This is a genomic window from Arthrobacter sp. A5 (assembly GCF_051131705.1).
GTDB lineage: Bacteria > Actinomycetota > Actinomycetes > Actinomycetales > Micrococcaceae > Arthrobacter_M.
In genome coordinates, this window is record NZ_CP180316.1 from 2,960,050 (window position 1) to 2,985,446 (window position 25,397).

General features: G+C 64.9%; 30 protein-coding genes and 1 pseudogene. 10 read left to right on the forward strand and 21 right to left on the reverse strand.

Annotated features, from left to right (window positions below; translation table 11 throughout):
* Positions 1-186: 186 nt before the first annotated feature.
* A complete protein-coding gene (locus ACLLJI_RS13930; protein ID WP_434613259.1) occupies positions 187-600 on the reverse strand; it encodes a hypothetical protein in 414 nt (137 codons plus the stop codon).
* A gap of 353 nt (positions 601-953) precedes the next feature.
* Here ACLLJI_RS13930 and ACLLJI_RS13935 point away from each other — a divergent pair, with 353 nt between their 5' ends.
* Positions 954-1,346 carry a hypothetical protein gene (locus tag ACLLJI_RS13935; RefSeq protein WP_283561068.1) on the forward strand — a complete coding sequence of 131 codons (393 nt, stop codon included), beginning with the start codon at positions 954-956 and terminating at the stop codon, positions 1,344-1,346.
* A 104-nt stretch (positions 1,347-1,450) separates the two neighbouring features.
* On the opposite strand, the gene ACLLJI_RS13940 is transcribed toward ACLLJI_RS13935, so the two are convergent.
* The 5 genes from ACLLJI_RS13940 to ACLLJI_RS13960 all read right to left on the reverse strand — a co-directional run bounded on the left by ACLLJI_RS13940 (position 1,451) and on the right by ACLLJI_RS13960 (position 4,566).
* The gene (locus ACLLJI_RS13940; RefSeq protein ID WP_434613262.1) at positions 1,451-1,603 is read right to left on the reverse strand and encodes a hypothetical protein; all 153 of its coding nucleotides are present in this window, start codon (positions 1,601-1,603) and stop codon (positions 1,451-1,453) included.
* 66 nt (positions 1,604-1,669) lie between these two features.
* Positions 1,670-1,981 (reverse strand): hypothetical protein, encoded by a 312-nt coding sequence (locus ACLLJI_RS13945; RefSeq protein WP_434613265.1) that lies wholly within the window; start codon positions 1,979-1,981, stop codon positions 1,670-1,672.
* Between the two features lie 285 nt (positions 1,982-2,266).
* Entirely contained in the window at positions 2,267-2,899 is a 633-nt protein-coding gene (locus ACLLJI_RS13950; RefSeq protein ID WP_434613268.1) for a DUF2306 domain-containing protein, read from the reverse strand.
* A 30-nt stretch (positions 2,900-2,929) separates the two neighbouring features.
* A complete protein-coding gene (locus ACLLJI_RS13955) occupies positions 2,930-3,469 on the reverse strand; it encodes a hypothetical protein (protein ID WP_434613271.1) in 540 nt (179 codons plus the stop codon).
* A gap of 440 nt (positions 3,470-3,909) precedes the next feature.
* Positions 3,910-4,566 (reverse strand): MBL fold metallo-hydrolase, encoded by a 657-nt coding sequence (locus ACLLJI_RS13960; RefSeq protein ID WP_434613274.1) that lies wholly within the window; start codon positions 4,564-4,566, stop codon positions 3,910-3,912.
* Between the two features lie 107 nt (positions 4,567-4,673).
* On the opposite strand from ACLLJI_RS13960, the gene ACLLJI_RS13965 reads away from it, so the two are divergent.
* Positions 4,674-5,132 carry a Fur family transcriptional regulator gene (locus ACLLJI_RS13965; protein WP_434613277.1) on the forward strand — a complete coding sequence of 153 codons (459 nt, stop codon included), beginning with the start codon at positions 4,674-4,676 and terminating at the stop codon, positions 5,130-5,132.
* Between the two features lie 19 nt (positions 5,133-5,151).
* Here ACLLJI_RS13965 and ACLLJI_RS13970 read toward each other — a convergent pair whose 3' ends face one another.
* The 12 genes and pseudogenes from ACLLJI_RS13970 to ACLLJI_RS14025 all read right to left on the reverse strand — a co-directional run bounded on the left by ACLLJI_RS13970 (position 5,152) and on the right by ACLLJI_RS14025 (position 14,573).
* Positions 5,152-6,228, reverse strand: a complete 1,077-nt coding sequence (locus ACLLJI_RS13970; protein ID WP_434613280.1) for a hemolysin family protein — start codon at positions 6,226-6,228, stop codon at positions 5,152-5,154.
* Positions 6,225-7,598 (reverse strand): hemolysin family protein, encoded by a 1,374-nt coding sequence (locus tag ACLLJI_RS13975; protein WP_434613283.1) that lies wholly within the window; start codon positions 7,596-7,598, stop codon positions 6,225-6,227. Before ACLLJI_RS13975 ends, ACLLJI_RS13970 begins: the two co-directional genes overlap by 4 nt.
* A gap of 359 nt (positions 7,599-7,957) precedes the next feature.
* The gene (locus tag ACLLJI_RS13980; RefSeq protein WP_434613286.1) at positions 7,958-8,536 is read right to left on the reverse strand and encodes a flavin reductase family protein; all 579 of its coding nucleotides are present in this window, start codon (positions 8,534-8,536) and stop codon (positions 7,958-7,960) included.
* An 84-nt stretch (positions 8,537-8,620) separates the two neighbouring features.
* The gene (locus tag ACLLJI_RS13985; RefSeq protein WP_434613289.1) at positions 8,621-8,935 is read right to left on the reverse strand and encodes a hypothetical protein; all 315 of its coding nucleotides are present in this window, start codon (positions 8,933-8,935) and stop codon (positions 8,621-8,623) included.
* Complete coding sequence (locus ACLLJI_RS13990; RefSeq protein ID WP_434613292.1) at positions 8,932-9,342, reverse strand: hypothetical protein; 411 nt, start codon at positions 9,340-9,342, stop codon at positions 8,932-8,934. The genes ACLLJI_RS13985 and ACLLJI_RS13990 overlap by 4 nt, the downstream gene beginning before the upstream one ends.
* A 175-nt stretch (positions 9,343-9,517) precedes the next feature.
* Positions 9,518-10,177, reverse strand: coding sequence for a glycoside hydrolase family 3 N-terminal domain-containing protein (locus ACLLJI_RS13995; RefSeq protein ID WP_434613295.1), 660 nt, complete (start codon positions 10,175-10,177; stop codon positions 9,518-9,520).
* Between the two features lie 3 nt (positions 10,178-10,180).
* Positions 10,181-10,822, reverse strand: a complete 642-nt coding sequence (locus ACLLJI_RS14000; protein ID WP_434613298.1) for a gluconokinase — start codon at positions 10,820-10,822, stop codon at positions 10,181-10,183.
* Positions 10,743-11,966 (reverse strand): annotated as a pseudogene (gene manD, locus ACLLJI_RS14005) (D-mannonate dehydratase ManD); the annotation flags it as partial. The gene ACLLJI_RS14000 and the pseudogene manD, both read right to left, overlap by 80 nt.
* Before the next feature lie 47 nt (positions 11,967-12,013).
* Positions 12,014-12,244 carry a hypothetical protein gene (locus ACLLJI_RS14010; protein WP_434613301.1) on the reverse strand — a complete coding sequence of 77 codons (231 nt, stop codon included), beginning with the start codon at positions 12,242-12,244 and terminating at the stop codon, positions 12,014-12,016.
* Positions 12,241-12,363 (reverse strand): hypothetical protein, encoded by a 123-nt coding sequence (locus ACLLJI_RS14015; RefSeq protein ID WP_434613304.1) that lies wholly within the window; start codon positions 12,361-12,363, stop codon positions 12,241-12,243. The genes ACLLJI_RS14010 and ACLLJI_RS14015 overlap by 4 nt, the downstream gene beginning before the upstream one ends.
* Entirely contained in the window at positions 12,351-12,995 is a 645-nt protein-coding gene (locus ACLLJI_RS14020; RefSeq protein WP_434613307.1) for an MFS transporter, read from the reverse strand. The genes ACLLJI_RS14015 and ACLLJI_RS14020 overlap by 13 nt, the downstream gene beginning before the upstream one ends.
* A 33-nt stretch (positions 12,996-13,028) precedes the next feature.
* The gene (locus ACLLJI_RS14025) at positions 13,029-14,573 is read right to left on the reverse strand and encodes a GuaB1 family IMP dehydrogenase-related protein (protein ID WP_434613310.1); all 1,545 of its coding nucleotides are present in this window, start codon (positions 14,571-14,573) and stop codon (positions 13,029-13,031) included.
* Between the two features lie 274 nt (positions 14,574-14,847).
* On the opposite strand from ACLLJI_RS14025, the gene ACLLJI_RS14030 reads away from it, so the two are divergent.
* Positions 14,848-18,789: a multifunctional oxoglutarate decarboxylase/oxoglutarate dehydrogenase thiamine pyrophosphate-binding subunit/dihydrolipoyllysine-residue succinyltransferase subunit gene (locus tag ACLLJI_RS14030; protein ID WP_434613313.1), complete on the forward strand. Its 3,942-nt coding sequence runs from the start codon at positions 14,848-14,850 to the stop codon at positions 18,787-18,789.
* An 85-nt stretch (positions 18,790-18,874) separates the two neighbouring features.
* Positions 18,875-19,474: a GDSL-type esterase/lipase family protein gene (locus ACLLJI_RS14035; RefSeq protein ID WP_283562243.1), complete on the forward strand. Its 600-nt coding sequence runs from the start codon at positions 18,875-18,877 to the stop codon at positions 19,472-19,474.
* 118 nt (positions 19,475-19,592) lie between these two features.
* On the opposite strand, the gene ACLLJI_RS14040 is transcribed toward ACLLJI_RS14035, so the two are convergent.
* From ACLLJI_RS14040 to ACLLJI_RS14050, 3 genes are all read right to left on the reverse strand, one after another.
* Complete coding sequence (locus tag ACLLJI_RS14040; protein ID WP_434613318.1) at positions 19,593-20,471, reverse strand: Rieske 2Fe-2S domain-containing protein; 879 nt, start codon at positions 20,469-20,471, stop codon at positions 19,593-19,595.
* A 91-nt stretch (positions 20,472-20,562) separates the two neighbouring features.
* Positions 20,563-20,988: a ChaB family protein gene (locus ACLLJI_RS14045; protein ID WP_434613321.1), complete on the reverse strand. Its 426-nt coding sequence runs from the start codon at positions 20,986-20,988 to the stop codon at positions 20,563-20,565.
* A gap of 135 nt (positions 20,989-21,123) precedes the next feature.
* Positions 21,124-21,471: a GNAT family N-acetyltransferase gene (locus ACLLJI_RS14050; RefSeq protein ID WP_434613324.1), complete on the reverse strand. Its 348-nt coding sequence runs from the start codon at positions 21,469-21,471 to the stop codon at positions 21,124-21,126.
* A 137-nt stretch (positions 21,472-21,608) separates the two neighbouring features.
* Between ACLLJI_RS14050 and ACLLJI_RS14055 the strand changes: the two genes are divergently transcribed.
* The 6 genes from ACLLJI_RS14055 to ACLLJI_RS14080 all read left to right on the forward strand — a co-directional run bounded on the left by ACLLJI_RS14055 (position 21,609) and on the right by ACLLJI_RS14080 (position 25,295).
* Positions 21,609-22,427, forward strand: coding sequence for a DUF4097 family beta strand repeat-containing protein (locus tag ACLLJI_RS14055; protein WP_434613327.1), 819 nt, complete (start codon positions 21,609-21,611; stop codon positions 22,425-22,427).
* Entirely contained in the window at positions 22,427-23,032 is a 606-nt protein-coding gene (locus ACLLJI_RS14060; protein ID WP_434613330.1) for a PadR family transcriptional regulator, read from the forward strand. The genes ACLLJI_RS14055 and ACLLJI_RS14060 overlap by 1 nt, the downstream gene beginning before the upstream one ends.
* A gap of 175 nt (positions 23,033-23,207) precedes the next feature.
* Entirely contained in the window at positions 23,208-23,282 is a 75-nt protein-coding gene (locus ACLLJI_RS14065) for a 50S ribosomal protein bL37 (protein WP_104061284.1), read from the forward strand.
* 136 nt (positions 23,283-23,418) lie between these two features.
* Entirely contained in the window at positions 23,419-24,204 is a 786-nt protein-coding gene (locus ACLLJI_RS14070; RefSeq protein ID WP_434613333.1) for a helix-turn-helix transcriptional regulator, read from the forward strand.
* The gene (locus ACLLJI_RS14075; RefSeq protein WP_434613336.1) at positions 24,192-24,728 is read left to right on the forward strand and encodes a hypothetical protein; all 537 of its coding nucleotides are present in this window, start codon (positions 24,192-24,194) and stop codon (positions 24,726-24,728) included. Before ACLLJI_RS14070 ends, ACLLJI_RS14075 begins: the two co-directional genes overlap by 13 nt.
* The gene (locus ACLLJI_RS14080) at positions 24,729-25,295 is read left to right on the forward strand and encodes a group III truncated hemoglobin (RefSeq protein ID WP_434613339.1); all 567 of its coding nucleotides are present in this window, start codon (positions 24,729-24,731) and stop codon (positions 25,293-25,295) included.
* Positions 25,296-25,397: the final 102 nt, after the last annotated feature.

Here is a 25,397-nt window from a genome sequence, read left to right on the forward strand (position 1 = left end):
TCCGAAGGAGCGCCAAATGAACCCCGATCGCTCGTCGTCCGAGTTGGACCTCGGAGCAGACTAATCACGCACGATTCCTCCGGCGGCGAGGCCGTCCCCACTTTGGTCGGCAGAACCAAACCTGCGGGAGATCGCGGTGGCCGCCAAGCCGCGGATCGACGCTCACGGCACCACAAGCACCGTCCCTCACGAACCCTGGCGGGCTTTGAACAATTCCCAGGCCTGCTCTTGCTGGTCGTATTTCCATGTTTGAGAGGATGACTCGTTGCGTGGGATATCCCGGAGCCAGTAGGTCTGGTCCGGGTTCCAGCCGGCGGGCACGGTCGCCCAGCAGCCGTCCCGCCCCGTGGTCCGGTACCAGTCGTGCCGACGGGATGCCGTGACTTCCAGAGGGTAGCGCCGATCCAACTCTGCGCATGCTTCAGGGCCGTCGATCTCGTAGATACGCGCGCCAAAGGGAACGATGATCTGTTCGGCTGTCGCGCCTTGCCAGCCAAAGCTATCTTCGACGGGCCACAGGCCAACCGGGCCGCGGCCATCAAGGGCGCGCGTGCTCTGTGTCAGGCTCGACGGCGGCCTCCACCACCACGTTCCACCCACCGTGCATTGGCGTCGGTGGGCCGCTCCCGTTTCGCGACAGTTTCCTCTTCGACCTGCTCGTCATGCCACTGTCGGCGGCCGCGTCCATGGGCTCTTCTTTATTGCGAAAGCAATAATGTGCCTTCTGCGGATACCCGCACAGCTCGCTCTCCGGTCTCCCGGTCTCGGCCAGACAGGGACGCTTCCCTAAGACTATTGCTTGGGCCATGGAAAAGTTTCAACATCTTCATCTCAGACGGTTGACTTGAACACCTGTTCATGTCACAGTATTGACAGCACAGTGACCCGCATCACGTTAATGCAATGTCACTTGGATTCAAGCAGATTCCCTACTGAAGGAACGGTTAGAGACAATGGCCACAGCCACCCCTAAGCCCCCGACACTGACTACGGGGGAAGCGATCGAGCCTGGACGGATTGTCGGCCGCACCTGGGCGCCCGAGCAGCTGCACGCCTTGGCTTTAACGGACAGGGAAGCCCAGCGCCATGTCGAACACATGAGCGCACGGCTCGCGCTGGTTGACCGTGCCCATCTGGTTGACGCTAACCGCATCAGGGCGATGGTCGTGGAGAGCATGGGCGGCATCGCGGGAACCTACTACATGGTGGCCGCCCTGCTCTTGGCGGAGCTGGCCATCACCTACCCGCTGCAGCTGACGGACACCCAGTACAATCTGCTGCTCTCTCCCCTGGAGGCCGCGGAACAGGTAGCTGCTGCGGGTACGCGTCTCCCGGTGGCCGCCTGAGAACAGCGAAGCCCGAAGTCATGTATAACTTTTAGCGCCGAGCAGCCCAGCATGGCGAGCACCTGCCCGGCGACGGCGCTCGTGGTCCCGCCGGAAAGATCCAGTCAAAGATTCCGCCGGTAGTAAGGACTTAGATCCAGGCCGACCCCCAGCCCGAAGATCTCTGCGCCGCCGCTGGCTTCCTGCCCGGCCACGACATCGAGCAGGTGGTGTTCCAGATACCGGTCATCGTTGGTCAGCGCCGTGGCACCATCCATCGGACTGCCGTGCGCACGCCCAGTCCACGGCCTCGCCGTCGACCCCTTCCCGGAACAGACTCTGCTTCAGCAGCCCGGCAATTGAAGGGCGCGCCCGCCGCCACAGCGCGCCCCAGCCAGTTCCAGGGCGCGGGCGAAGACGTCCACCAAGACGGCTACCGCGCCGCTGTGTTCCATCATGGACCCGGAGCAGTCAACCAGGAACGTCAGCGTGGCTTCGGTCCGCGCCGCGGTTCTTCCGGTCCTGAACACTCGGCGCTCCCCGGGCGAGGTGACAAGCCGGGCCAGGATACTGCCGTCGATGTGTCCCTCCTCGGCCCCGCTGTCCCAGCCATCCGCGACGCCGGTCGAGAGCAGGGCATCCAGTGCGCGGGCCAACCGGGAAACATTGTGATCCCCTGCCGCCTGATGTCATCATCCAGGCGCTGCCGTTATTCCCGCAGCTGCTCGTGACGCACCAGATCGTTGGCATGGCGCTGCTGGTCGGTAGGCAGGGGTGAATACCCGGTAACCGCCTTCCGCTGCCTCCAGGGAACCATCCGGCGGTGGGCATGCCGTCGTCGTCGTGCTCCTGCTCGAAGAGCAGAGCAAAGGCCGCCGGCCGCGCTCCGGAGCGGGCGGGCCGCTCCTCCTGGGCTTCCATCTGCTCGCAGCGGGCGGAGACTACCTCAGCGATGGCGCTGGCAAACGGTTCAAAACCGGGCTGCGAAAACCGCCGGGATCGGAGGGCAGCCGGATGGGACACCGATCCGCGGAGCCAGCTCGAAGCGGGTCGATTCGATCAGGTCCTCGACGTCTGTCGGTTGGGCGGCTGGGTCCTGGGAACCCAACCTCCGCCGTCGCCCTGCTGGTTCGGCTGCTGCTGTGCCGATGGGTGATGTGCTCCCCGACGGTGAGGTTTATGGCCCAGCCGGCGCCCAGCATGAGCGTGGTGGTGAGTTTGCTGGCGCCGAAGACCGCGTTCCCGATGCCTTGCGTGAACGCCTGGGTGCCGGCGCCAAGCGCCAGCGCGTAGGCGCGTGTCATCCATGCCCGGCGGCGGGCGATATTGCCGCGGCGGATCGCAGCGAAGCCGAGGATGATGCTCGCGGCCATACCCGAACCGAATGCGAGCCTGAGCACGTAGAGCAGCGCGCCGGTGCCGGGCTGGCGGGGGTAGAACTGTGTCATCCACAGTGCCGAGAACGCCACCGCCAAGCCCAGCATCACCAGGACGCGTCCGGCCGAACGGTGCCAGTTCGGCTGGCGGCGACGGAGGCCAGAGGAGAACTGGATGGCGCCAACTCCCGTCGTCACGACCGGTCACGGCATCACAGAGCGGCCCCGTCAGCCGGTCGAGAACCGCCGAGTGCAAGAGGAAACCGCGAACCGGGTCCGGTTGGTGCTGGAGCACCTCCTCAACCAAGTAATCGACGACGTACCGGTCATTCCCGGCGAACCGGGCGATGAAGCCGGCGACGTCGTCGCGCCCCTGGAGCGAGAGCGCAGCGAGCTGATCACGACGTGCGCGTGAGGCCGAAGATGTTCCAGCAGGAAGACCATCCCGTCGCCGACATCGTGACCGTCGACCAAGTGGTAATCGTCGAGCACCAGCCAAACATCCTTCGGTGCCGCGGCGAGCTCATTCAACACGGTAGTGAGCACAAGAACGGTCGGCGAAGGGGAGGTCGCGATGAGTCCCAGCGCAGTCGAGCCGACGCTGCGCACCGCCGTTTGGAGCGCGGTCACGACATAGGCCCAGAACGACGCAGGCTCGTTGTCCGCCGGGTCGAGCGAGAGCCACGCAACGCAACGGTCTTCGCCAGGTGTCTCACCCAGCCACTCGGCGAGGAGCGTCGTCTTGCCGAACCCGGCCGGGGCAGACAACAGCGTCAGTCTAGACTCAGCTCCGCGCCGAAGACGCACACTGAGTCTTGGGCGTGCCACAAGACCACGTCGCAGCTTCGGGACGTACAGCTTAGTTGTAATCATCGGACGTGCCATGGGAGCCCCAATCCTACGTGCACAACTCGGCGACGCGGCATGCCGACTGTCCACCGGTCCGGAGTACGCGTCCGCCCCCACGCTGACGGAACCCGCTCGTCTATCCGCGCAGCAGGAAAGTTCGGGTGCAACTCGCCGCATCCAACGAACGCGAAATCCATCGACTCGTCAGATCCGGCCATACCGGGAGGTGTCGACGTACCGTTGGGGGGGTCCCCCGTCGGGCAAAGTCGCTGACCTGGAACTTTGATGTGTCTGCTACAGAGGTGCCCATAGTGGGGGGTGATTCCCGGTTTTGGCCCCATCGCGCGCACCTTAGATGGTCAGAGCTGGACGCTTTCACCCGGCGCGAGATGTCGGAAGTCGGTGCCGTAGTTGGCCCCGATCCGGGCCACGTGCCCCTCGGAGAAGCTAAGTCCCTGCTCGTTGAGCAGTGCGTCGTGGATCTGGAAAGCCTTCGGCGCCCGCACGGAGATCACGAAGTCAATGACCTCGGCGGTCTTGGACCACGGGGCATGGATGGGAACAAGCAGCGTCTGTACTTGGACGCCGTCGGGCACGATGAAGGAATCCCCCGGGTGGTAGACAGTCCCATCCACCAGGAAGCCGATGTTCGCCACGACGGGAACCTGGGGGTGGATCAGCGCGTGCTGGCTGCCAAAGCTTCTAATCGCGAACTCCGCCGCTGAAAAGGCCGAGCCGGGTTCAACGTCGTTCACTTGGTCCGCCGCCTCGGGCGCAGTCTTCCGGAGGGCTGCGGCGACGCCCGCGGGGGCGTGGACCACCAAGTCCGTGTTGGCAGCCAGCGCCGATGCCACGGCCTCGGAGTCGAGATGATCCGGGTGCTCGTGGGTGACCAGGATTGCGTCGGCACCGGCCAGAGCGGCTTCTGTTTCCGAAAAGATTCCCGGATCAATCACCAGCACATGGCCGTCTTTTTCCAGCCGGACACAGGCATGCGTGTACTTTGTCAGCTTCATGGCATCAGCCTACGTCCGCCCGCAAGCAGGCACCAGGAGACCGGTCGGCGGCACTGATAATCTGGAGCGGTGGGACGGAAAACCCTGCCAGAAAGCGAGCAGCAGCCATGTCCGAGGAAACAACGTCCCTAGCGGCCGGCTCCGGCGCCCCCGGAAAGGACCAGGCCGGGCCCGGCAGGGAACAGCGCGTGACCAAGCAAAGGCTGGCGGTCAGCTCTGCGCTGGACAGGCTCGATGACTTCGTCAGCACCCAGGAGCTGCATCGGGTGCTGCGGAACGACGGTCTCCCGGTCTCGCTGGCAACGGTCTACCGGATCGTGCAGTCGATGGCGGAAGGCGGACTCGTTGACGCGCTGCGGAATACCGACGGCGAGACAGTGTACCGCCGCTGTTCGGTGGCTTCGCACCATCACCACCTGCTCTGCCGGAACTGCGGCAAGGCCGTTGAGATCGAGGCTCCGGCGGTGGAAAGCTGGGCCGCCAGCACTGCCCAGGCGCACGGCTTTACCGCGGTCCAGCACACCGTGGAAATCTACGGGCTCTGCCCGGATTGCACCGCCAACTGACCGTCCCCGTTCCGGCAGCTCAGTCCTCGCCCTCCCCGCGGCCACCCAGCCGACGCACTCCGGTGGCCTGCGTCGCGTCGCGGATTTCGCCCACCAGCTGTTCGATCACATCCTCCAGGAACAGCACTCCCCTGGTCCCGCCGTCGGGTGAGATCACCCGGGCCAAGTGCGAGCCGGTGCGCTGCATCGTGGCCAACGCATCCTCGATCTCGTCCTCCATGCCCAGATTGACCAGGGAACGGACCCGACTTTCCGCGAACGGCAACTGGTAACTTTCCTGCGGAATCGAGATGACGTCCTTGACGTGCATGTAACCCGTCAGATTGCCCGTCTCATCCGCGAGCACAAACCGGGAAAACCCGGTCCGGCGCACCGCGCGCTCAAAGTCCACCGGCGTCGCCGTCGTCTGCAGACTGACCAAGTCATCGCGCGGCACCATGATACTGCCCGCCGTTTGGGCGGAAAATTCCAGCGCACCGTTGATCAGCCCGGTCTGGTCATCGACCAGCCCCCTCCGCGTGGACTCCTGCACGATTGACTGCACTTCCTCCAGCGTGAAGCTTGAGGTGACCTCGTCCTTGGGCTCGATCCGGAACAACCGAACAATGTGGTTGGCCATCCAGTTCAAGGAGTGAATCACCGGTTTCACCGCCTTGCCGATGACGACCAGCGGGGGGGCCAGCAGCAGTGCTGCCCTGTCCGCCACGGACACGGAAATGTTCTTCGGGATCATTTCGCCGAAGGTCACATGCAGGAAGGTGACCACCAGCAGCGCCAGCACAAACGAGGCGGGTGCAGCAACCTCGTCCGGGATCCCCAGCGCATGCAGCGGTCCAGCCAACAGGTGGTGAATCGCCGGTTCGGAGACATTCAGGATCAGCAGCGAACAGACGGTAATGCCCAGCTGCGAGCAGGCCAGCATCAAGGAGACATTCTCCATCGCCGCCAGCGTGGTTCTGGCCCGGGCGGACCCCGCCTCGGCGCGGGGCTCGATCTGGCTGCGGCGGGCGGACATGATGGCAAATTCGGCGCCCACAAAAAACGCGTTGCCCAGCAGCAGCACGACCAGCCAGAGGATTCCGGCCCAATCGTTCACGACGCACCCCCTCGGCTGTGCAGATCGGCCCTGTGCACATCGGCGTCGCCGACGGTATCCCGCTCGTCGTCGGGAACCGGGGTGGGGATAAAGCGGATCCGGTCAATCCGGCGCCGGTCCATCCGTTCGACTTCCAGCCGTCCCCCGCCGACGTCGACGAGGTCCCCGACCAGCGGGATCCGGCCCAGCTCCGCCATCACGAAGCCGCCCACCGTTTCGTAGCTCGATTCGTCCGGTACACTCAGCCCGGGCACCTGCTCCGACACCTCGTCCGGGCGCATCAGACCCGGGAAGAACCATTCCCCGGCGGCACTCTGCAGCACCCCAGGCTTGGTCCGGTCGTGCTCGTCGGAGACCTCGCCGACAATTTCCTCCACCAGGTCCTCCAGCGTGGTCACCCCGGCGGTGCCGCCGTATTCATCCAGCACAACGGCCAGCTGGAGGTTGCCTTCCCGGAGTTCGGTCAGCAGCGCATCCAGATGAATGGTTTCCGGCACCCGCAGCACGTCCGTCATGATCGCGCCGGCCTGCAGCTGCGCGCGCTTGCCGGACGGTACCGCGATGGCTTTTTTGACGTGCACCACGCCGCGGACATCATCCGGCGAATCGCGGATGATGGGGAAGCGGGAATGGCCGGTCCGGCGGGCGGCTTCCACGATGTCCGCCACGGACTGATCCGCCTCGATGCTCACCACCCGGATCCGCGGCGTCATCACGTCAGCTGCCGTCCGGTCCGCGAACTTCAACGTCCGCGCCACGAAGTTAGCCGTCCCGGCGTCAAGAGTGCCCATATCCGCGGATCGGCGCACCAGCGACGCGAGTTCGGCAGGGGAACGGGCGCCGGAGATTTCCTCTTTTGCTTCGAGCCCAAAAAGGTGCAGCACCCGGTTGGAGAAACTGTTGAGCAGCAAGATGGCCGGTTTAAAGATGGCGGTGAAGACCAGCTGCGGGCGGGCTACCGCCCGGCCGATCTCAAAGGAGCGTGAAATGGCCATGTTCTTGGGCACCAGTTCGCCGATCAGCATCGACAGCAGGGTGGCCAGAATCATCGCCGCGGTCAGCGCCACGGGCTGCGTCACGTCGGGTGGAAGGCCGACGGCGTTCAGCGGCCCGCTCAGCAGGGCACCGACGGAGGGCTCCATGACAAAGCCGGTCAGCAGTGTGGTCAGCGTAATGCCCAGCTGACAGCTGGAGAGCTGGGTGGAGAGGGATTTCAGACAATGCAGCAGCGGAACCGCCGCGTGGTCTCCCCGGTCAATGGCGCGCTGCACCGTGGACTGGTCCAGCGCCAGCAGGGAAAATTCGACGGCGACAAAGAAGCCAGTGCCAAGGATCAGCATCAGACCTGCCAGTACGAGCAGCCATTCCATCAGTGCATCCCTCCTGCCCGGAATTCCGGCCGGTGGGCGGAAGTCGATCCGACCGGTGCAGCCCTGCACGAAACGGCAGGCGGGGGGCGGTCGGCAGCGCCGACGGCGGCGGTGGGCGTAGAAGAACGATGGGCACGTGTGCGGGGTCTGCCGGCGTGCGCGGTATTCGAGGAACTGCGGATATTTCCACAATCCGAACCCGGACGCCGGCCCCTAGAGTTGCTGTCCATGAGAGTGACAGTCTACATTATGGGCCCGGCCGGTGGCTCCCGCGCCGGCGGTCCGGGCAGTGCCAGTCAGGGTCCAGACCCGCGACTGTCAAAAGACAGAGCCGCGCCCCTTAGCCAGCGCCGCGCCCCTTAGAGGACAGAGCCGGCGCCCAGGGCATGGAAAGTACGGCTGTGATAGACCAGCGGGCTGCCCACCGCCGCGCCGTACTGGATGTCCAGCACGGAGGCGGCAATCAGCACCGAGTCTCCCGCCGGGGTACGGCTGAGAACGCGGCAGCGGAGCGCCCGCGACGCATCGAGCAACAGCGGTTCGCCCGTTTCCAGCCATGTCCAGTTCATGGTGCCGGTGAAGCGCCCTGAACCGGAGGAACCTGACACGGAGGAAGCCGAACTGGAGCGCGCGAAGATCCGGGCAAGGTCAAGATTGTCTGCGGTGAGCAGGTGGACCACGAAGGTCTCCGCCGCCGCGATTTCTGCGGCGGACCCCGTCCGCGAGGAAAGCGAGAACGAAAGGACGGGCGGCTCCGCCGAGACGGATGCAACAGAGGACGCCGTCAAACCCACCGGACCGGCAACGCCGCGGGCGGTAATTATTGCCACGCCGGCCGGATGGTTCCCGAAGGCGGCCTTAAAATGGTCGGCAACCAACGGACCGGCAAAATGGTCCGCAACCAACGGGCCGGCAAGGATCCTTGGCTGGGCGGTCATCGGATCTTCCTTTCACTGCAGCCTTCGGCTCTTTCACCCGGGCCCGGTCACTACGCTAGAACCTGGGCCATGGTGAAGGTCAAGTCAGCCGGCCCGCATGTTGCGTCTTGTGTCATCGCCGGGCGGCGCGAGCAGCGGCCATCCCGTTAGCCGGGGCGCCCGCAGGAGCGACCCGACCATCGGTACGTCGATCAGATGGCTGGACTGGTTCAGCGAGACGAAGACGGTGGGGACCTCAGTGACATACCAGAGGATCTCCGCGGCCATCGGGGTCGACCATTTGATCCGGATAGCTGCCTCCTGGGCAAAACCCTTCACATTGGCGAACACAAAGGCCGCGTCGTATTTCTGTGCATAATCCCCCGTCGCCTCTTCGGAGATGACGGACATGAAGTTCACACCCGTCTCGCCGTCGGCCTCCCGCTGCGCCGCCGTCTTGAACACATGCACCTCGAAGCCCGCACTCTCCAGCTCCTCCTTGACCAGATCCAGATAGGCCAGCGGATCGCTGCGGGTGAAGTCCGCTCCCCGGAGATGCCGTAGAGCCGGATGCGCTTGTGCGTCGCCGGGGTGATCGGCAGGTTACCGGAAGTGTCCTTAATCAGGGTGACCGTCTTGTCGGCGATGGCAGCTGCCACCGTCCGGTGCGCTGTGCTTCCCACCAGGGCCAACGCCTCGGCTTGGGCAACGAGCTCGTCCCGCGGCGCCCGATGCAGGCCCAGGGAGGCTTTCAGCCCGAGGAGGCGCTTGAGCGCGTCGTGGAGCCGCTTCTCCGTAAACACTCCAGATTTGTACCCGTCCAGCATGTACTGGAAATCCTCAGCTCCGGCGCCAGTGTGGCGGGCATGATCTGCTGGTCGGGGAGGCCGGGCCGGAACCGGCGGGAGAGCTCCGGTGCGCCGATGGGGGCGATCATGATCGACTGCAGCCGTGCCCGATCATCTCCCGGTACACGTGCCCGTAAGTCGTGTTCCATTCCTCTTAGTCAAGGGTGTTGTAGGACGTGACGACGTGCTGGTCTCGCTCGTCCACGCCGTCGCCGGGAAAGTGCTTAATGGCACAGGCCATCTTGGACTCGCTGATGCCGTCAAAGTATTCCTTGGCCCGCTCGACGACGATCTCCGGCGTGTTGCCGAACGACCGGGTGGAGATGACGGTATTGCGCCAGTTGTAGTGGATGTCCACGATCGGCGCAAACGCCCAGTTGCAGCCGATCGCCGTGCATTCCACTCCCGCCACCTTGCCCATGTCCCGGGCGATGCTCTTGTCCGGGTGGGACCCGGCCTGCAGATGCGTACAGACAAAAGTGCCGTCATCGCAGCTGCCGAACCCACCCATTTCGGGGTTGGAGGCTACCAGCAGCGGCACTTTGGTCGTGGACTGGGCGTAGCGGATGTGCTCCTGCACGTCCGCGGCGGGGCCGGGACGGTAGCGCATACCGCCCACATGGTAGTTCTCCAGCACCCCGTCCAGATATTCCGGCGTGAACTCATTGTTGTGGTTGATGAACAGCTGGCCGATTTTCTCTTCCAGGCTCATCGACGCGATCGTGCCATCAACCCAGGCGATGGACGCGGCATCGAGATTGTAAGGCGCCGCCGCCAGATCCACGGCGAACCCTTTGCGCTGCAGCGCGCGCACTTCCTACAGCCGTGCTACGGCCTGCGCCACGATCTGGTCCACCGGGAGGTTGATGTCGGCCACGAAGCCTGCTTCGTCCCGGGCCAGTGGTTCGAGGGTGCCGAGTTGTGAATCGAGCAGGGTGGTGGGCATGAAGTGTCCGCTGCGGCCTTCCAACCGGGAGCCGAGGACCTCGCGGCTGCCGTGCAGGTGCAGGAACAGCGTTTCCGGCGCCTGCGCCCGGATCGCGTCCCGGTAGGAGCGCTTGAGCGCCGAACAGGCCAGCACCAGGCCAGGGCCGTCCGAGTCCGCCAGAGCGGTGCCGACGACGGCGAGCCAAGGCCAGCGGTCAGTGTCCGTCAGCGGGGTGCCGGCAGCCATCTTCGCGATATTACTGACCGGATGCAGGGAGTCGCCGTCCACGAACGGGACGTTCAGCGCATCGGCGACAAGCGCTCCGATCGTGGTCTTCCCACAGCCGGAGACTCCCATCACCACAATCCGCGGCCCGGTGGCGGTGTTGGCACCCGTCTCGTTCCCGGTCCCGGCGCCGTTGTCCGCCGCGGCGGAATGAGAGGCGTTCACAGTCATGCACCGTGCCGTCGGCCAGCCGGTTGTAGGGCAGGTATGCCTGTTGATACGGGAAGGAAGCCGCCACTTCCTCATTCAGTTCGACGCCGAGTCCGGGCTTCTCCCCCGGATGCAGGTACCCGTCGGCGAAGGTCATGGACTGTTCAAAGACCGTGTTGGTCTTCTCGCTGTGCTCCATGTATTCCTGAATACCGAAGTTGTGGATCGCCAAACCCAGGTGCGTCTGCGCAGCCAGACCGACCGGGGAGACATCCGTGGGGCCGTGGAAACCGGACTTGATCTGGTATTGCGCTGCGTAGTCCATGACCTTCTTCAGCGCGGAAATCCCACCGAAGTGCGTGGACGCGGCCCGGACATAATCGATCAGCTGTTCGCGGATCAGGGTCTGGAAATCGAAGACCGTGTTGAAAACCTCGCCGACAGCCAGCGGGGTGGTGGTGTGCTGGCGCACCAGCCGGAACGCGTCCTGGTTCTCCGCCGGGGTACAGTCCTCCAGCCAGAACAGATCGTAGGGCTCCAGCGCCTTGCCCAGTTTGGCGGCCTGGATGGGGGTCATCCGGTGGTGCCCGTCGTGGAGCAGGGGCAGTTCCGGGCCGAATTCGTTGCGCACGGCCTCGAAGACGGTCGGCACGTGGCGCAGGTAGGCGCGGGTGTCCCAGTCCTCCTCGGCGGGCTGGAGTCCGCGGCCGGCCGGCTCGTAGTCGTAGCGCTCGCCGGTGGCCTGCGCCTGGGCGGCGACTCCGTAGAGGGCCTTGATGCCCGGGATGGAGGTCTGCACCCGGATGGATTTGTACCCCTCCTCCAGGTGCTGGCGGATCGAGTCGAACAGCTCCGGCAGATCCCGACCCGAGGCATGCCCGTAGGTGCGCAGGGCCGTCCGGGAGGCGCCGCCGAGGAGCTGGTAGACGGGCATGCCGGCCACCTTGCCCTTGATGTCCCACAGCGCCATGTCAACGGCGGCGATGGCCGCCATCGTCACCGGCCCCCGCCGCCAGTAGGCGCTGCGGTACAGGAACTGCCACGTGTCCTCGATGCGGTGCGGGTCGCGCCCGATCAGCAGCGGCACCACATGCTCAGTCAGATACGCGGCGACGGCGAGCTCTCGGCCGTTCAGCGTCGCATCCCCCAAACCGGTGAATCCCTCATCCGTAGTGATCTTCAAAGTGACAAAGTTCCGGGACGGACTGGTGACGATCACGTCGGCAGCGGTGATTTTCATGGAGGTTCCTTTCAACTGAGCGAGCGGGGTAAAGAATTTCAGTGGGGCTAGGGACGATCGGTTGGTGCGGGCGGCACGGTGGGCATGCCGGTCCGGCTGCCTCGCCCAAGGCGGGGTCGCAGGAAAGCAATCCGGTACTCCATCAGCGGGTCCGGCCCGAAGGCGAACGGGGTACCGGTGGCTCCGCCGCCAGCCAGCCCGGCGCCCAGCCGCACCACCAGTGCCCCGGCCGCGATGCCGAGTCCCGCACCAAGCTGCCCGATGGTGGCTGAGTTCATCCGGGCCGGACCGACGTCGCGAACTGGATGGAGTTGTAGGCGGTGAACCCGATGGAACGGAGCACGCCGCTAACCACCAACAGCACAAAAATCAGCGGATCCGGGGTCACCGCGGACATCGGCGCACAGGCAGTAAAGGTCGCCGCCGAGCAGTCCGGAGCGCAGTGGGTCCCAGCCGTAGCCATCCTGGAACAACAGCGGCAGCAGGAACGGCGCGGAGCTGATCGCCGTCCGGAAGATGAAGCCACCGGTGTTGGAGACCCGGGAAGGTGCGTATCCGAAAAGTGGACAGGTCAAAGAGCGGCCGCCGCCGGCCAGAGCGGCAAGAATGAGCACGACGACGGCGGGGCCGTCTGCCCTGCCCCGCCGCTTGGGTGCCGGTGGAGAGAAATTCCAGCCCGATCACCAGGGCTCCGATTCCCAGACTGGTGCAGCCGAATCCGACCCAGTCCAGGCCGGAGCGCGCGGCAGGCTCCCGGACCGCAAACATCATGGCTCCGCCGATCCCCTGGTGGATCCGGCTGAGTGTGAGCAGCGTCAGGTCCGGACTCAGCGCGCACAGCGCTGAAGCCAGCGTAAAAACCGCGATGGCCGAACAAAAGACGGCGCGGTCCCCGAAGCGTACGGTCAGCCAGCCGCTGAGCGGAATGCACATGGCCACGGTGACAAAATACGCCGTCATCGTGATGTGGATATCGGTGGAGGGCACGTGGAAGTCGGCGGCGATGCTGGGCACTGCGGTGACCGGCACCGCGGTCCGCGTTCCGGCGGCCGCGCACTCCGCTTACCAACTTTCGCGTAGCGGGCGGCCTTCCTCGTACCCGGCAGCGGACTGCACGCCTACGATGGCGTTTTGCCGGAATTCCGCGAGTGTCGTGGCTCCCGCGTAGGTCATGGAACTGCGCAGACCGGAGGTGATCAGGTCCAGCAGGTCCTCCACTCCCGGCCGGGCCGGGTCCAGATACATCCGCGACGAGGAAATCCCCTCCTCGAACAGGCCCTTGCGTGCCCGCTCGAACGCGCCGTCGCGCTGGGTCCGGTTCTGCACAGCGCGCGCGGAGGCCATCCCAAAGCTCTCCTTATAACGGCGCCCCTTACTGTCGACGTTCAGGTCCCCCGGACTTTCGTACGTCCCGGCGAACCAGGAGCCGATCATGACCTGGCTGGCGCCTGCGGCCAGCGCCAGGGCCACGTCGCGCGGGTAACGCACGCCGCCGTCGGCCCAAACGGACGCCCCGAGCTCACGGGCGGCGGCAGCGCACTCGTAGACGGCCGAGAACTGCGGACGTCCGACGGCGGTCTGCATCCGCGTGGTGCACATGGCGCCCGGCCCCACACCAACCTTGATGATGTCCGCCCCCGCGGCCACCAGATCGCGGACGCCCTCCGCGCTGACCACGTTCCCGGCCACGATCGGGATGCCGCGGGCCACTCCGCGCACGGCCCGGACGGCATCGACCATTTTCCGCTGATGCCCGTGGGCCGTGTCCACCACGAGGGTATCGACGCCAGCCTCCAGCAGAGCCACAGCCTTGGCCCGCACATCGCCGTTAATACCGACGGCGGCGGCCACCCGCAGTGCCCCCGAACCGTCCACGGCCGGCTGGTAGATCGTCGAGCGCAGCGCACCGGTGCGGGTCAGCGCGCCCGCCAGCTTCCTTCCCCGAAGCACTGGGGCAAAATCGGAGCCGGCCGCGTCCATCAGCTCAAAGGCCGCGCGCAGAGCCGCGTCCGTGGCCTGGCGGCCATCCTCGGAGGCTAAAGCGCCGCCGCTGCCGCTTGTGACGTCGCGTTTGATCCCGCCTCTGATCTTGTCAAAACCGGCGGCATCAATGGTCACCACGTTGCTGTGCAGCACGGAACGGAGGGAGGAGAAACGGTCCACCCCTTCGCAATCCGCGGTCCGGACCACACCGACAAAGGTTCCGGCGTCGCCGTCGTCGCCAGCATTGCCGGCGATGATCACCACGGCATTGTGGGCCCGCTTGCTCATCAGATGCAGCGCGTCGATGACCGTGTCCTGCGGCGTCAGTGTCACAGGGGTTTCGAAGAGCAGGTCCCGCTGTTTGACCCAGCCTGTGACATCACGGACCACCGGCAGCGGAATGTCCTGCGGCAGCACGGCCAGTCCGCCCCGGCGCGACACCGTCTCCATCATCCTTTTACCGGTCACCGCCGTCATATTAGCGACGACCAGCGGAATGGTGGCCCCGGTACCGTCGTCGCTGGAAAGGTCAACATCCATTCGTGAGACGACTTCAGAGCGGGACGGCACGAGGAAAACATCAGAGTACGTCAGATCCGTACTGGGATCGCTGAGGAACCGCATTGACACTTCCTTCGGTTGGCATAAAACACCGTGATCCGTCCCGGGGAAGGGCCGTTGGTGCCGATTTGACGAGTCTAGCCAGAAAGTCACCGAAACCCGGTGCCGAGGATTGGCCTGCGCGTTACTCTCCTCACTAGACTGGCATGAGGTAAAGGTTTGAAGGACCCGGACCTGGTAAAGGCAGAAGCCGCACGGTCAGCACGGAGGAGTCCCTCTTGCGTGGGGCGGCTTGTGTCGGCGGGCAACTAGAACTCATGGAAGAGGCGTATTTCACGTGCCAGATCAACCTATCCACCGTCTGCCCGAGGATTTTGGCGGAAACGAGTGGCTCGTTGACGAGCTGTATGAGCGGTACCAGCAGAACAGGAATTCTGTTGACACCAAGTGGTGGCCGCTCTTTGAATCCTTTGATTCAGACAGCGGGAATCCGGCCAACGGGAAGCCGGCCAACGGACTCCGTTCCACCGGTGCGGGCAACGAAGCCAGTCCGGTGACCCGGGAACTGCCGGTCGTACAGCCGGCGGCGCCTGCCAAAGCCACGGCTTCCCCCGGTCAGGCCGGCAGGCCCGCGTCGCCGCAGGCACTTGCCCCAGCCGCTGCTCCCGCCGCCCAGTCCGCGACCGCTCCCGCGGCAGCACCCGCCGCCCAGTCCCCTGCCGCCCCGGCCGCCCAGTCCCCAGCCGCCCCCGCGCGTGACACTGCTGCCGCTAAGGCTTCGGCAGCCCCCGCCAAGGACGCCGCCCGCAACGGCTCCACCCCGATTCCGGCGCAGCTCCCCCGCGCCGCGAAGGACACCTCGATTCCGGAAGAGGACCGCACAACCGTTCTGCGCGGACCTGCCAAGGCCATCGCGACGAACATGATCACCAGCTTGGAGGTGCCCACCGCCACCAGCGTGCGCGCCATCCCCGCGAAGCTGCTGATCGACAACCGCGTGGTGCTGAACTCCAATCTCGGCCGGGCCCGCGGCGGGAAGGTCTCCTTCACACACCTGATCGGCTACGCCGTGATCCGGGCGCTGGCCCAGTTCCCGTCGATGAACGTCCATTTCGATGAGATCGACGGCAAGCCGGTTGCCGTGCAGCCAGCACACGTCAACTTCGGCATTGCCATTGACATGCCCAAGCCGGACGGTTCGCGTCTGCTGGTGGTCCCCAGCATCAAAAAGGCGGAGACACTCAACTTTTCCGAATTCTGGCAGACATACGAGACGCTGATCAAGCGCGCCCGGAACGGCAAGCTGACAGCCGAAGACTACGCCGGCACCACCGTCTCGCTGACCAATCCGGGCGGTATTGGCACCGTGCATTCGGTTCCGCGGCTGTCCAAAGGCCAGGCCGCCATCATCGGCGTCGGCGCGTTGGACTACCCGGCCGAGTTCCAGGGCGCCAGCCCCAAGATTCTCGCCCAGAACGCGGTCAGCAAGGTCCTCACCCTGACCTCCACCTATGACCACCGGGTCATCCAGGGCGCCGGCAGCGGCGAGTTCCTGCGCCTTGTGCAGCAGCTGCTGCTAGGTGAGCAGAACTTCTACGACGAGATTTTCGAATCCCTGCGGATCCCCTACGAGCCGGTCCGCTGGAGCCACGATCTTCAGGTCGATCCGGCCGATCAAATCAACAAGGTGGCCCGGATCCAGCAGTTGATCCACTCCTACCGCGTCCGAGGCCACCTGATGGCCGATACCGACCCGCTGGAATACGTCCAGCGCAAGCACCCCGACCTGGACGTCCTCACCTACGGTCTGACGCTCTGGGATCTGGACCGCGAGTGGCCCACCGGAGGCTTCGGTGGCAAACCGATGCTCAAATTCCGTGACATCCTCGGCGTGCTCCGCGACGCCTACTGCCGCACCACCGGCATCGAGTACATGCACATTCAGGACCCGGAACAGCGCAAGTGGTTCCAGGACCAGCTGGAGCACCCCTATTCGAAGCCCAGCCGCGAAGAACAGCTGCGGATCGTCTCCAAGCTCAATGCCGCCGAGGCCTTCGAGACCTTCCTGCAGACCAAGTTCGTAGGCCAGAAGCGCTTCTCCTTGGAGGGCGGCGAGTCCCTGATTCCGCTGCTGGACAGCATTATCTCCGACGCCGCCGACGACGGCCTGGACGAGGTGGCGATCGCGATGGCCCACCGCGGCCGGCTGAATGTACTGACCAACATTGCCGGCAAGACCTACTCCCAGGTGTTCCGCGAATTCGAAGGAATCCAGGATCCGCGCAGCGTCCAGGGGTCCGGAGACGTCAAGTACCACCTCGGCACCGAGGGCACATTCACCTCGGACAATGGCAATAACACCAAGGTCTATCTGGCCGCAAACCCGTCCCACTTGGAAGCCGCCGACGGCGTCATCGAGGGCATCGTCCGCGCTAAGCAGGACCGCCTCGATCAAGGCGAAGCCTTTCCCGTGCTGCCGATCATGGTGCACGGAGACGCGGCCTTCGCCGGGCAGGGAGTGGTAGCGGAAACACTGAACCTCTCCCAGTTGCGCGGTTACCGGACCGGCGGAACCATCCATGTCGTGGTGAACAACCAGGTGGGCTTCACGACGGCGCCGTCGTCGTCGCGCTCGTCGGTGTACTCCACCGACGTCGCGAAAATGATCCAGGCTCCGGTCTTCCACGTCAATGGCGACGATCCGGAGGCCGTCGTCCGGGTGGCCCAGCTGGCCTACCAGTTCCAGCAGAAGTTCAGCAAGGACGTCGTCATCGACATGGTCTGTTACCGCCGCCGGGGCCACAACGAAGGCGACGACCCGTCGATGACGCAGCCGCTGATGTACAACTTGATTGAGGCCAAGCGTTCGGTCCGCCGGTTGTACACGGAGGCCCTGATCGGTCGCGGTGACATTTCCGAGGAAGAGGCCGAGCAGCTGCTGCGGGACTACCAGGAGCGCTTGGAACGCGTCTTCGCGGAAACCCATGCCGCGCAGACCTCCCCGATCCCGATCATCACCGCCGATTCGCAGGCGGTATCGGATCTGGAGCGTCCCTCCGCACAGCAGGCCGACGGCGGCGTCAACAAGCCGAAGTCGACGGCCATCACGGCCGAGACTCTGGCCCACATCGGCAAGTCGCACGTCGAAGTCCCCGAGGGCTTCACCGTGCATCCCAAGCTCCAGACCCTGCTCGAGAAGCGCGAGCAGATGTCCCGGGAGGGCGGCATTGACTGGGGCTTTGGCGAGCTCGCCGCCCTTGGTTCGCTGCTGATGGAAGGCGTACCGGTCCGGATGGCAGGCCAGGACACCCGTCGGGGCACCTTCGTCCAGCGCCACGCGGTCTTCCACGACCGCGCCAACGGCACTGAGTGGACGCCGCTGACCAAACTGAGCGATTCGCAGGCGAAACTGTGGATCTACGATTCGCTGCTGTCCGAATACGCCGCCATGGCCTTTGAATACGGCTACTCGGTGGAACGCCCGGACGCCCTTGTGATCTGGGAGGCCCAATTCGGGGACTTCGCCAACGGTGCCCAGACGGTCGTGGACGAATTCATTTCCTCCGCCGAGCAGAAGTGGGGCCAGCGTTCCTCGCTGGTGCTGCTGCTGCCGCACGGCTACGAGGGCCAGGGACCGGACCACTCGTCTGCGCGGATCGAGCGCTACCTGCAGATGTGTGCGGAGGAAAACATGGTCGTCGCCAACCCGACAACTCCCGCCTCGCATTTCCATCTGTTGCGCCGCCAGGCCTACAGCAAGCCCCGCAAACCGCTGATCGTCTTCACTCCCAAGCAGCTGCTGCGCCTGAAGGCCGCCGCATCGGCCGTGGAGGATTTCACCCAGGACGGCTTCCGACCGGTTATCGGTGATGCAGCGGTGCAGGACGGCAACGCCGTCGAACGCGTTGTGCTGGTCTCCGGCCGCCTGTACTACGATCTGCTGGCTGCCCAGCAGAAGGCCACTGAAGGTATTGCTGCAGAAGGCAATGCCAAAAATCCGAAGTCCGCGATCATCCGGGTGGAGCAGCTCTACCCGCTGCCGCTCGCGGAGATCAACGCGGAACTGGCGAAGTACCCGAATGCGGACATCGTCTGGGCCCAGGACGAGCCGGCCAACCAAGGTCCGTGGCCGTTCATGGGCCTGAACCTGGCGCCGGTGCTGGAGCGCAAGCTCCGGCTGGTGTCCCGTCCGGCGTCCGCTTCCACGGCCACCGGCTCTGCCAAGCGCCACGCCGTGGAGCAGGCGCTGCTGATCAAGCAGGCGTTCGAACGCAAGTAAACGCCTCGGCTGCCCGGTCTGCATCACAGGCCGGGCAGCTTTCTTTGAGGCGGTCCATTATGCAGCAGTACACGAGAGGTCACTAGTGGAGGACAGGAAACTGCGGATTGCCGCGGTCGGAGACGAGCTCATTGCGGGGGTAGGCGACCCGCGCGCACTGGGGTGGCTGGGCCGAGTGCTGGCCCGCACCCCGCGGGAGGGCATCTCGGTGGAGACCTACGCGCTGGCGAGCCCGCAGGAAGGCACCGAGGCACTGGCCGCGCGCTGGCTGCAGGAGGCCGGACGCCGCTTTGACGACTTCCATGAAAACCGGCTGATCATCGGGCTGTCCGCCCGCGACATCGAATTTGGGCTGTCCACCGCGCGCAGCAGGCTAAATCTCGCCAATATTCTGGACGGCGCGTCGCAGCTGAGCATCCCGGCGTTCGTGGTCGGTCCGCCGCCGAGCCTCGATCCGGTGCTGAACAGGAAGCTCGCCGACCTCAACACAGCCTTCGCCGACGTCAGCACCCGACGCAAGCACCGCTATGTGGACACCTTCTCCCCGCTGCAGAACCACGAGCAGTGGCGCACCGATCTGGCGGGCAACGGGGGCACTCCCGGCCAGGCCGGCTATGGCCTGATGGCCTGGCTTGTGCTGCACCGCGGCTGGTACCAGTGGCTCAACATTCCCGAAGCCAGCTGACCCTCATCCCCAGCTGATCTCCGCCCCTCCCCACCATCGATGACGCAGTCAACGCCCAGGTTTCCCGACTGACATGGGCCAAGTGCTACGTCGATCGGTGGGGAGTCTGGAGCATGGCCTAGCCGGCGCCGGGAAGGCAAACCTCCACGGTGCCTTCGGTGATGCGCGTCCGGAATGATGGTTGCGGCGACGTGGCCGGACCGTGCACCACGTCGCCCGTCTCCAGCGAAAATACACTCATGTGCCACGGGCACATGACACAGCTGACGCCGCCCTCGATCTGCAGCGTGCCCTCGCTCAGCGGACCGGATAAGTGGCTACAGGTGTCGGATAAAACGTGGACCTTGCCTTCGGCGGTGCGCAGCACCAGAAGCGGGACGGAGCCCAGCATCCGCCGCTCCATCCTGCCCGCCGTCAGTTCATCCAAACGCACCAGCCGCTGCCAGCCGGGCTGGATCCGATGCGGAACGTCCTCGGCATGGTTCGCACCTGCCGCCTGCCGGAAGGCCAGATGACCACCAAGCCAGCCACCGGCGGACACCACGCCGAGCCCCAGGAATCCAAGCATCCGACCGCCGCCGGGTTTGCCTGTCAGCCGCTGGAACAGCGACACGGAATAGAGGCCGACGGCGGCGGCGTTGGCGGTTGAATGGATGACGCCGATACGCTGGTGCTGTTCATGCAGTTCGGAAAAATCCACGTAGCCGGCCAGCGCCGACGGTCCTGCCGTGGCCAGACCGAGGCCCACCAGAACAGCGGCCTGCTTTTCTGCCCCGGGCAGGCAGTCCAGGACCGCCGCGGAAATCCAGGCGCCGAGAGGAACCTGCACCATCAACGGATGCAGGGGATGGCCCAGCGGGACGCCGTGCAGCACGTCCCGCAGCCAGCGTGGCCGAACAGCCTTCTTCACCAGGCCCCGGACCACGCCGGCCAGCGGATCCAGTTGCTTGGCATCCTCAAGACGTTCGACGGCGGTCAACAGCGAAAGTGTTCTCACGATTATCTCCTGCTTTTGGTTTCCTGCTTTTGGTTTCCTGCTTTTGGTTTCCTGATCCACAGCATTCTGCGGGGGCGGCGTAGGGTTTGAGTTATTCCTTCTCGCGGCTCTGCCGGGTCTTCCGGTCATTGGCCTTCTGCAGCGCGTCGACCAGATCGGCCTTGCTCATGCTCGAGCGCCCGGGTACGTCCAGTTTTTTGGCCAGCCGGTACAGATGTTCCTTGGAGGCGTTCTCATCAACCCCGCCTGCCGTGGGCCGGTTGGTGTCCTTGCCGCCCTTCGCCTGCCCGTCCGAGGGGCCGGCGGAATCCTTCTTTTCCCAGTGATCGCCCACCTTTTCGTAACTGTGTTTCAGCGAAGCGTAGGCCGTACGTGCCGCGCGTTCGCCGTCGTCGTAGTCCTCCATCGCGGAATCGTATGTTTGCGCAAATGTCGCCTGCGCATGTGCCTCCGAACGGCGCAGCGTTCCGGGCAGTTCGCTCTTTCTGGCATGTCCGCTCTTGTCTGCTTTCGGCATTCGTTGTCCCCTTCTGGACGGTTAGGACGGTTAGGACGGTTAGGACGGTTAGGACGGTTAGGACGGTTCCGGACCGTTTCGGACGGCAGGACATTCCCAGCTTCCTTCTCGGCTGGTTGACGGCGTCCGGGCCTGTTACGCCCCCGTCCCCGGCCAATCGACCCTGCCCTCATAGTCCTCCCTGGTGCTGACAACATCGGCAACGAACGGGCAATGCGGAATAATGCGTTTACCCTTGCTGATCGCGTCGTCCAGCGCGAAGAGGGCCAGCTTGGTGGCAAGCCCATGACCTTGGAATTTCTCCTCCGTCTGTGTATGCACAAAGTCGATGCTTTCCGGGCGCGCCGTGTAGGTGATGGTTGCTGCAAGCTCGCCGCCGACCCGCGCCTCGTAACGATCCTGGTTGTCCTGACGGCCCATTGAGAGGGCTGCGTCCCCGGTACCGCCCTCGCCTGCTGGTCCGCTGCTGCTGGTATTGGTCATATCGTGAGCCTTGCACTTCTCAACGGCGGAAACAACAGCCGCCCCCGATTGACTTCTGTACCGGTATCCCTTGACGGCGCAAGCAACGCGATATAACGTGACTAGATGCGCGATATAGTGCAACTCTTGGAGGAGCAATGAGCCCGCAAAGCTGGTCCATCACGACACCGCAGACGCTGGAAGTCGACGGCGTGGGTTCCCTGCGCGCCGCCATCGTCCGCGGCCGGTTGGACGTCATCACCCATGACGAAGCCATCACCCGCGTCGAGGTCACCGAAGTCACCGGACAGCCCCTGCGGGTGACGTTCAACGATGGGGCATTAAAGGTTGAGCACCTGGATCCCGGCAACTGGTTTATGAAAATCGTCAATCTGAATACCTCGGACCGGGCCGTCATCAGCATCGCCGTTCCGGCGGGCATCGATGTGTCCGTCGCAACAGTCAGCGGCGACGGGCTGGTATCTGGCACCTCGGCCAGCACCAGCCTGAAAACGGTCTCCGGTTCGGTGATGGCGGACCACACCGCAGGAATGTTGACGGCGGATACGGTCAGCGGAGAGATCATAACCCGGCAGCACAAGGGCCCATTGACGGCCAAAAGCATTTCGGGGGAAATCACCGCGTCGGGCCTGCTCAGCAGCGTCCGGGCCAGCACCGTGAGCGGAGATCTGTCCCTCGACATCCTCGGCACCCCCGCAGATATGGTCTCCAAATCCGTCTCCGGCGACGTCACCGTCCGGCTGCCGCAAAACATCGGAGTCGACGTGGAAGCCAAAACAACCTCCGGCACCGTGATCGTGGATGATCAGCGCTTCTCCGCAACCGCCCAGACCGTCCGCACTACTTCCGGGCCCGCGAAAGGCATGTTCAAACTGCGCACGAGCTCGGTCTCCGGCAACGTCGCCGTCATTCATGGCGAACCGGCGCGGACAGCGCGGACGGAGGAGGGTCGCTGATGCCCCCGGTCTTCGCGCACGGTGCCCTGCGGCTGTACCTGTTGGCGCTGCTGGAGGAAGGTCCCAAGCACGGCTACGACGTGATCCGGGACCTCAGCGGGCGCTTTGGCGGGACGTACTCCCCCAGCGCCGGCACCGTCTATCCACGACTGGCCAAGCTGGAGGAGGAAGGGCTGGTGGCGACGACGACGGATGGAAGGCGCACCATCTACTCCCTTACCGACGCCGGCCTGGCGGAGCTGGAGAGCCGCCGGGGTGAACTGCAGGAAGTGGAACACGACATTTCAGCGTCCGTGCGCCGGCTGGCCGACGAGCTGCGCGGCGATATCCGGGCCAACATGAAGGGACTGCGCGCCGATCTCGCCGCCACGGCGGAAGCTGCCAGGGGCGCGTCCCGGCGGATGCCCGACAGCGGCAGCCAGTCCCCCGCCAATCACCGTCTGTTGAAGGAAACAGAAATGATGCTGCAGTCCTTCCGCGATGACCTGCAGGTGGAGCTGCGCGCGCACGCGGGCCGCCAGCAGCTCACTGAACTCACGGTGGAAACCGTGCGGACCGTGCTGGATCAGGCACAAATAGCCATCCGGGCCACCTTGAAGAGATAGCTGCCCGATGCGGGAAAACTGAGTGCGTGAAGGCGGTCTTTCCGCGGACATTCGCGCCGTCCGGCCCAACCCACGGACGACGACGGCGGGAGACACCGTTTAGGTCAGCCGGTAAGGCGTGTGGGAGACTAGAGGGCGGATCTTTTCAAAATCGTTTAGAAGATGGGAGGCAGCTATGTCCAAGCGTGCACGCAAGCGTCGTGACCGGAAGCGTGGCGGCGCAAACCACGGTAAGCGTCCCAACGCTTAACCATTGTGCTTAAAGCTGAAGAAACCTCCTGAGCCATCCGGCTTGGGAGGTTTCCTTTTGCCCTGCGTCCGCCAGCCCTGGAATCGTGTCTACTGGGTTGAATCGACGGCTTTCGTTTTAATCGTAGACTGGTCGTGTGTCCGCTGCCCGCTCCGAACTATCTGCCCAACCGGCCCTTTCCTCTCCCAGCCGGGTGCGGCTGCTTGCCGCCATCCGCGGCGCGGTTCAGCCGCCGACGGCGGCCGAGCTGGCTGAGCGGTCCGGCCTCCAGCTGAGCACCGTCCGGTTCCATCTGAAGACCCTGGTCCACGCCGCGCTGATTGAACCTGTTCGCGACTTCCCCAACGGGCCCGGCCGCCCACAACTACGCTACCGGGCCTTCCATCGGGAACCGGACTCCGGCGGCTACCGGCTGCTGGCCGAGATTCTGGCCGAATCGCTCACCGACCGCTCCGCGAACACCCCGCAGGCAAAGGCGCAGGCCGCCGGGGCCCGATGGATGCGCGGGCGGATGGATCGTCCAGCCGGGCCGCCCCAACCTGACGCCGGCACGGTCCCGCAGGAACCCCCGGCTGGCGCAGTGGACCAGCAGCAGGCAGCGGAAGCCGTCGGCGCTTTGTTGGCGGAGCTGGGCTTTGAACCGGAACCCGCCGCGGCCGGGACGGAGTCCCTGCTGCATCTGCATGCCTGCCCCTTTGTCTCCATGGCCCGAGCCCTGCCGGAGGTTGTCTGCGCCGCGCATTTAGGTCTACTCAGCGGATACCTGGAGGGCCTGGGTGCAGGACGTGCCGACGTCCGTCTCCAGCCCTGGGCCACCGCGGACACCTGCGTGGCCGCCATCTCGCTCCCAGGTCCGGATTCTGCACCCCAAACGCGTGATCCTGAGCCCCCTTGCATCGAACGGAAGCAATGCTCCAGCTAATAGTCCTGGCCACGGTACCCTTCATCTGGTTCGGAATGGTTGCCGCCATTTCATTCCTCGAGACACCGCTCAAATTCCGGGCCCCAGGCATCACGGTTGCGTTGGGCGTGGAAATCGGCAGGATTGTCTTCAAGGCCCTCAATACGATCGAGTGCCTGTTCGCCGTCGTACTGGTCCTCGCCTTAGTCGCCGGCCCGCACGTTGTCCCAGTACCGGCCGGCGTTGCCATCGGAGTCGCCGTGCTGGCCTTGGCCCTGCAGCTGGTGGTGCTGCGGCCAAACATGGCCCAACGGACGCGTTTGCTCGCCGACAGTGCGGCCGCCGGCGGAAGAACGGCAGCAGATGCCCGGAACGGTGGAACGGGGACTCTTCAGGGCATCGACAGGACCGACGTCGCCACGGTTGCTGCCAACGCGGGCGCAAAAACAGCCACAGCGCCGCATCTGAGCTACATCGCGGCGGAAGTGGTCAAATTCGCTGCGCTGCCGGTGGCCGGCATTGCCATTCTCCTGGCAGCGATATAGATGGCGGCGATGGAAAGCGGGGTCTCGGCGCCAGTGACGGCCGATACCGATCCGGCCGGTCCACTGGGCGGCACGAAACCCCAGAGCGGAACCGTTCCACACGCCGAAACGGCCCAGAGCGGAACCGTTCCGCCAAACAGTGATCTGACCAACCGTGATGACGTGATACGGCTCGTCACCGCCTTCTACGGGCGCGCATTCGCCGACCCCCTGCTGGGACCGGTCTTCCTTGACGTGGCGCACATGGATCTGGCCCGGCACATGCCGATTATGGCTGATTTTTGGGAGACGGTGCTGTTCCGGGCCCGGCTATACCGTCGGAATGCGCTGGCGGTCCATTTTGACCTCAACGCCAAGGAACCGTTGACCGCCGCGCACTTCGGCCGCTGGCTCGAATTGTGGGCGGCTACGGTGGACGATCTCTTCCACGGTGAGAAGGCACGGCTGGCCAAACTGCAGGCCGAACGAATCGCGGGATCCATTCAGCGAAGGGTGGCCGGAAAAACGCCCAGCGATTTTGCGACCATCGGAACCCGCAACCCACCGATATCGCGAACCCGCCTGTAGATGCCCAAAACAGGGTCGGCCCCGTCGAGTCCCGTCGTCGAATCTACGACTCAAAAATCAGGATTCTAGATCCGGGGTTCTGAACCAAGGTTTTTACGTGGG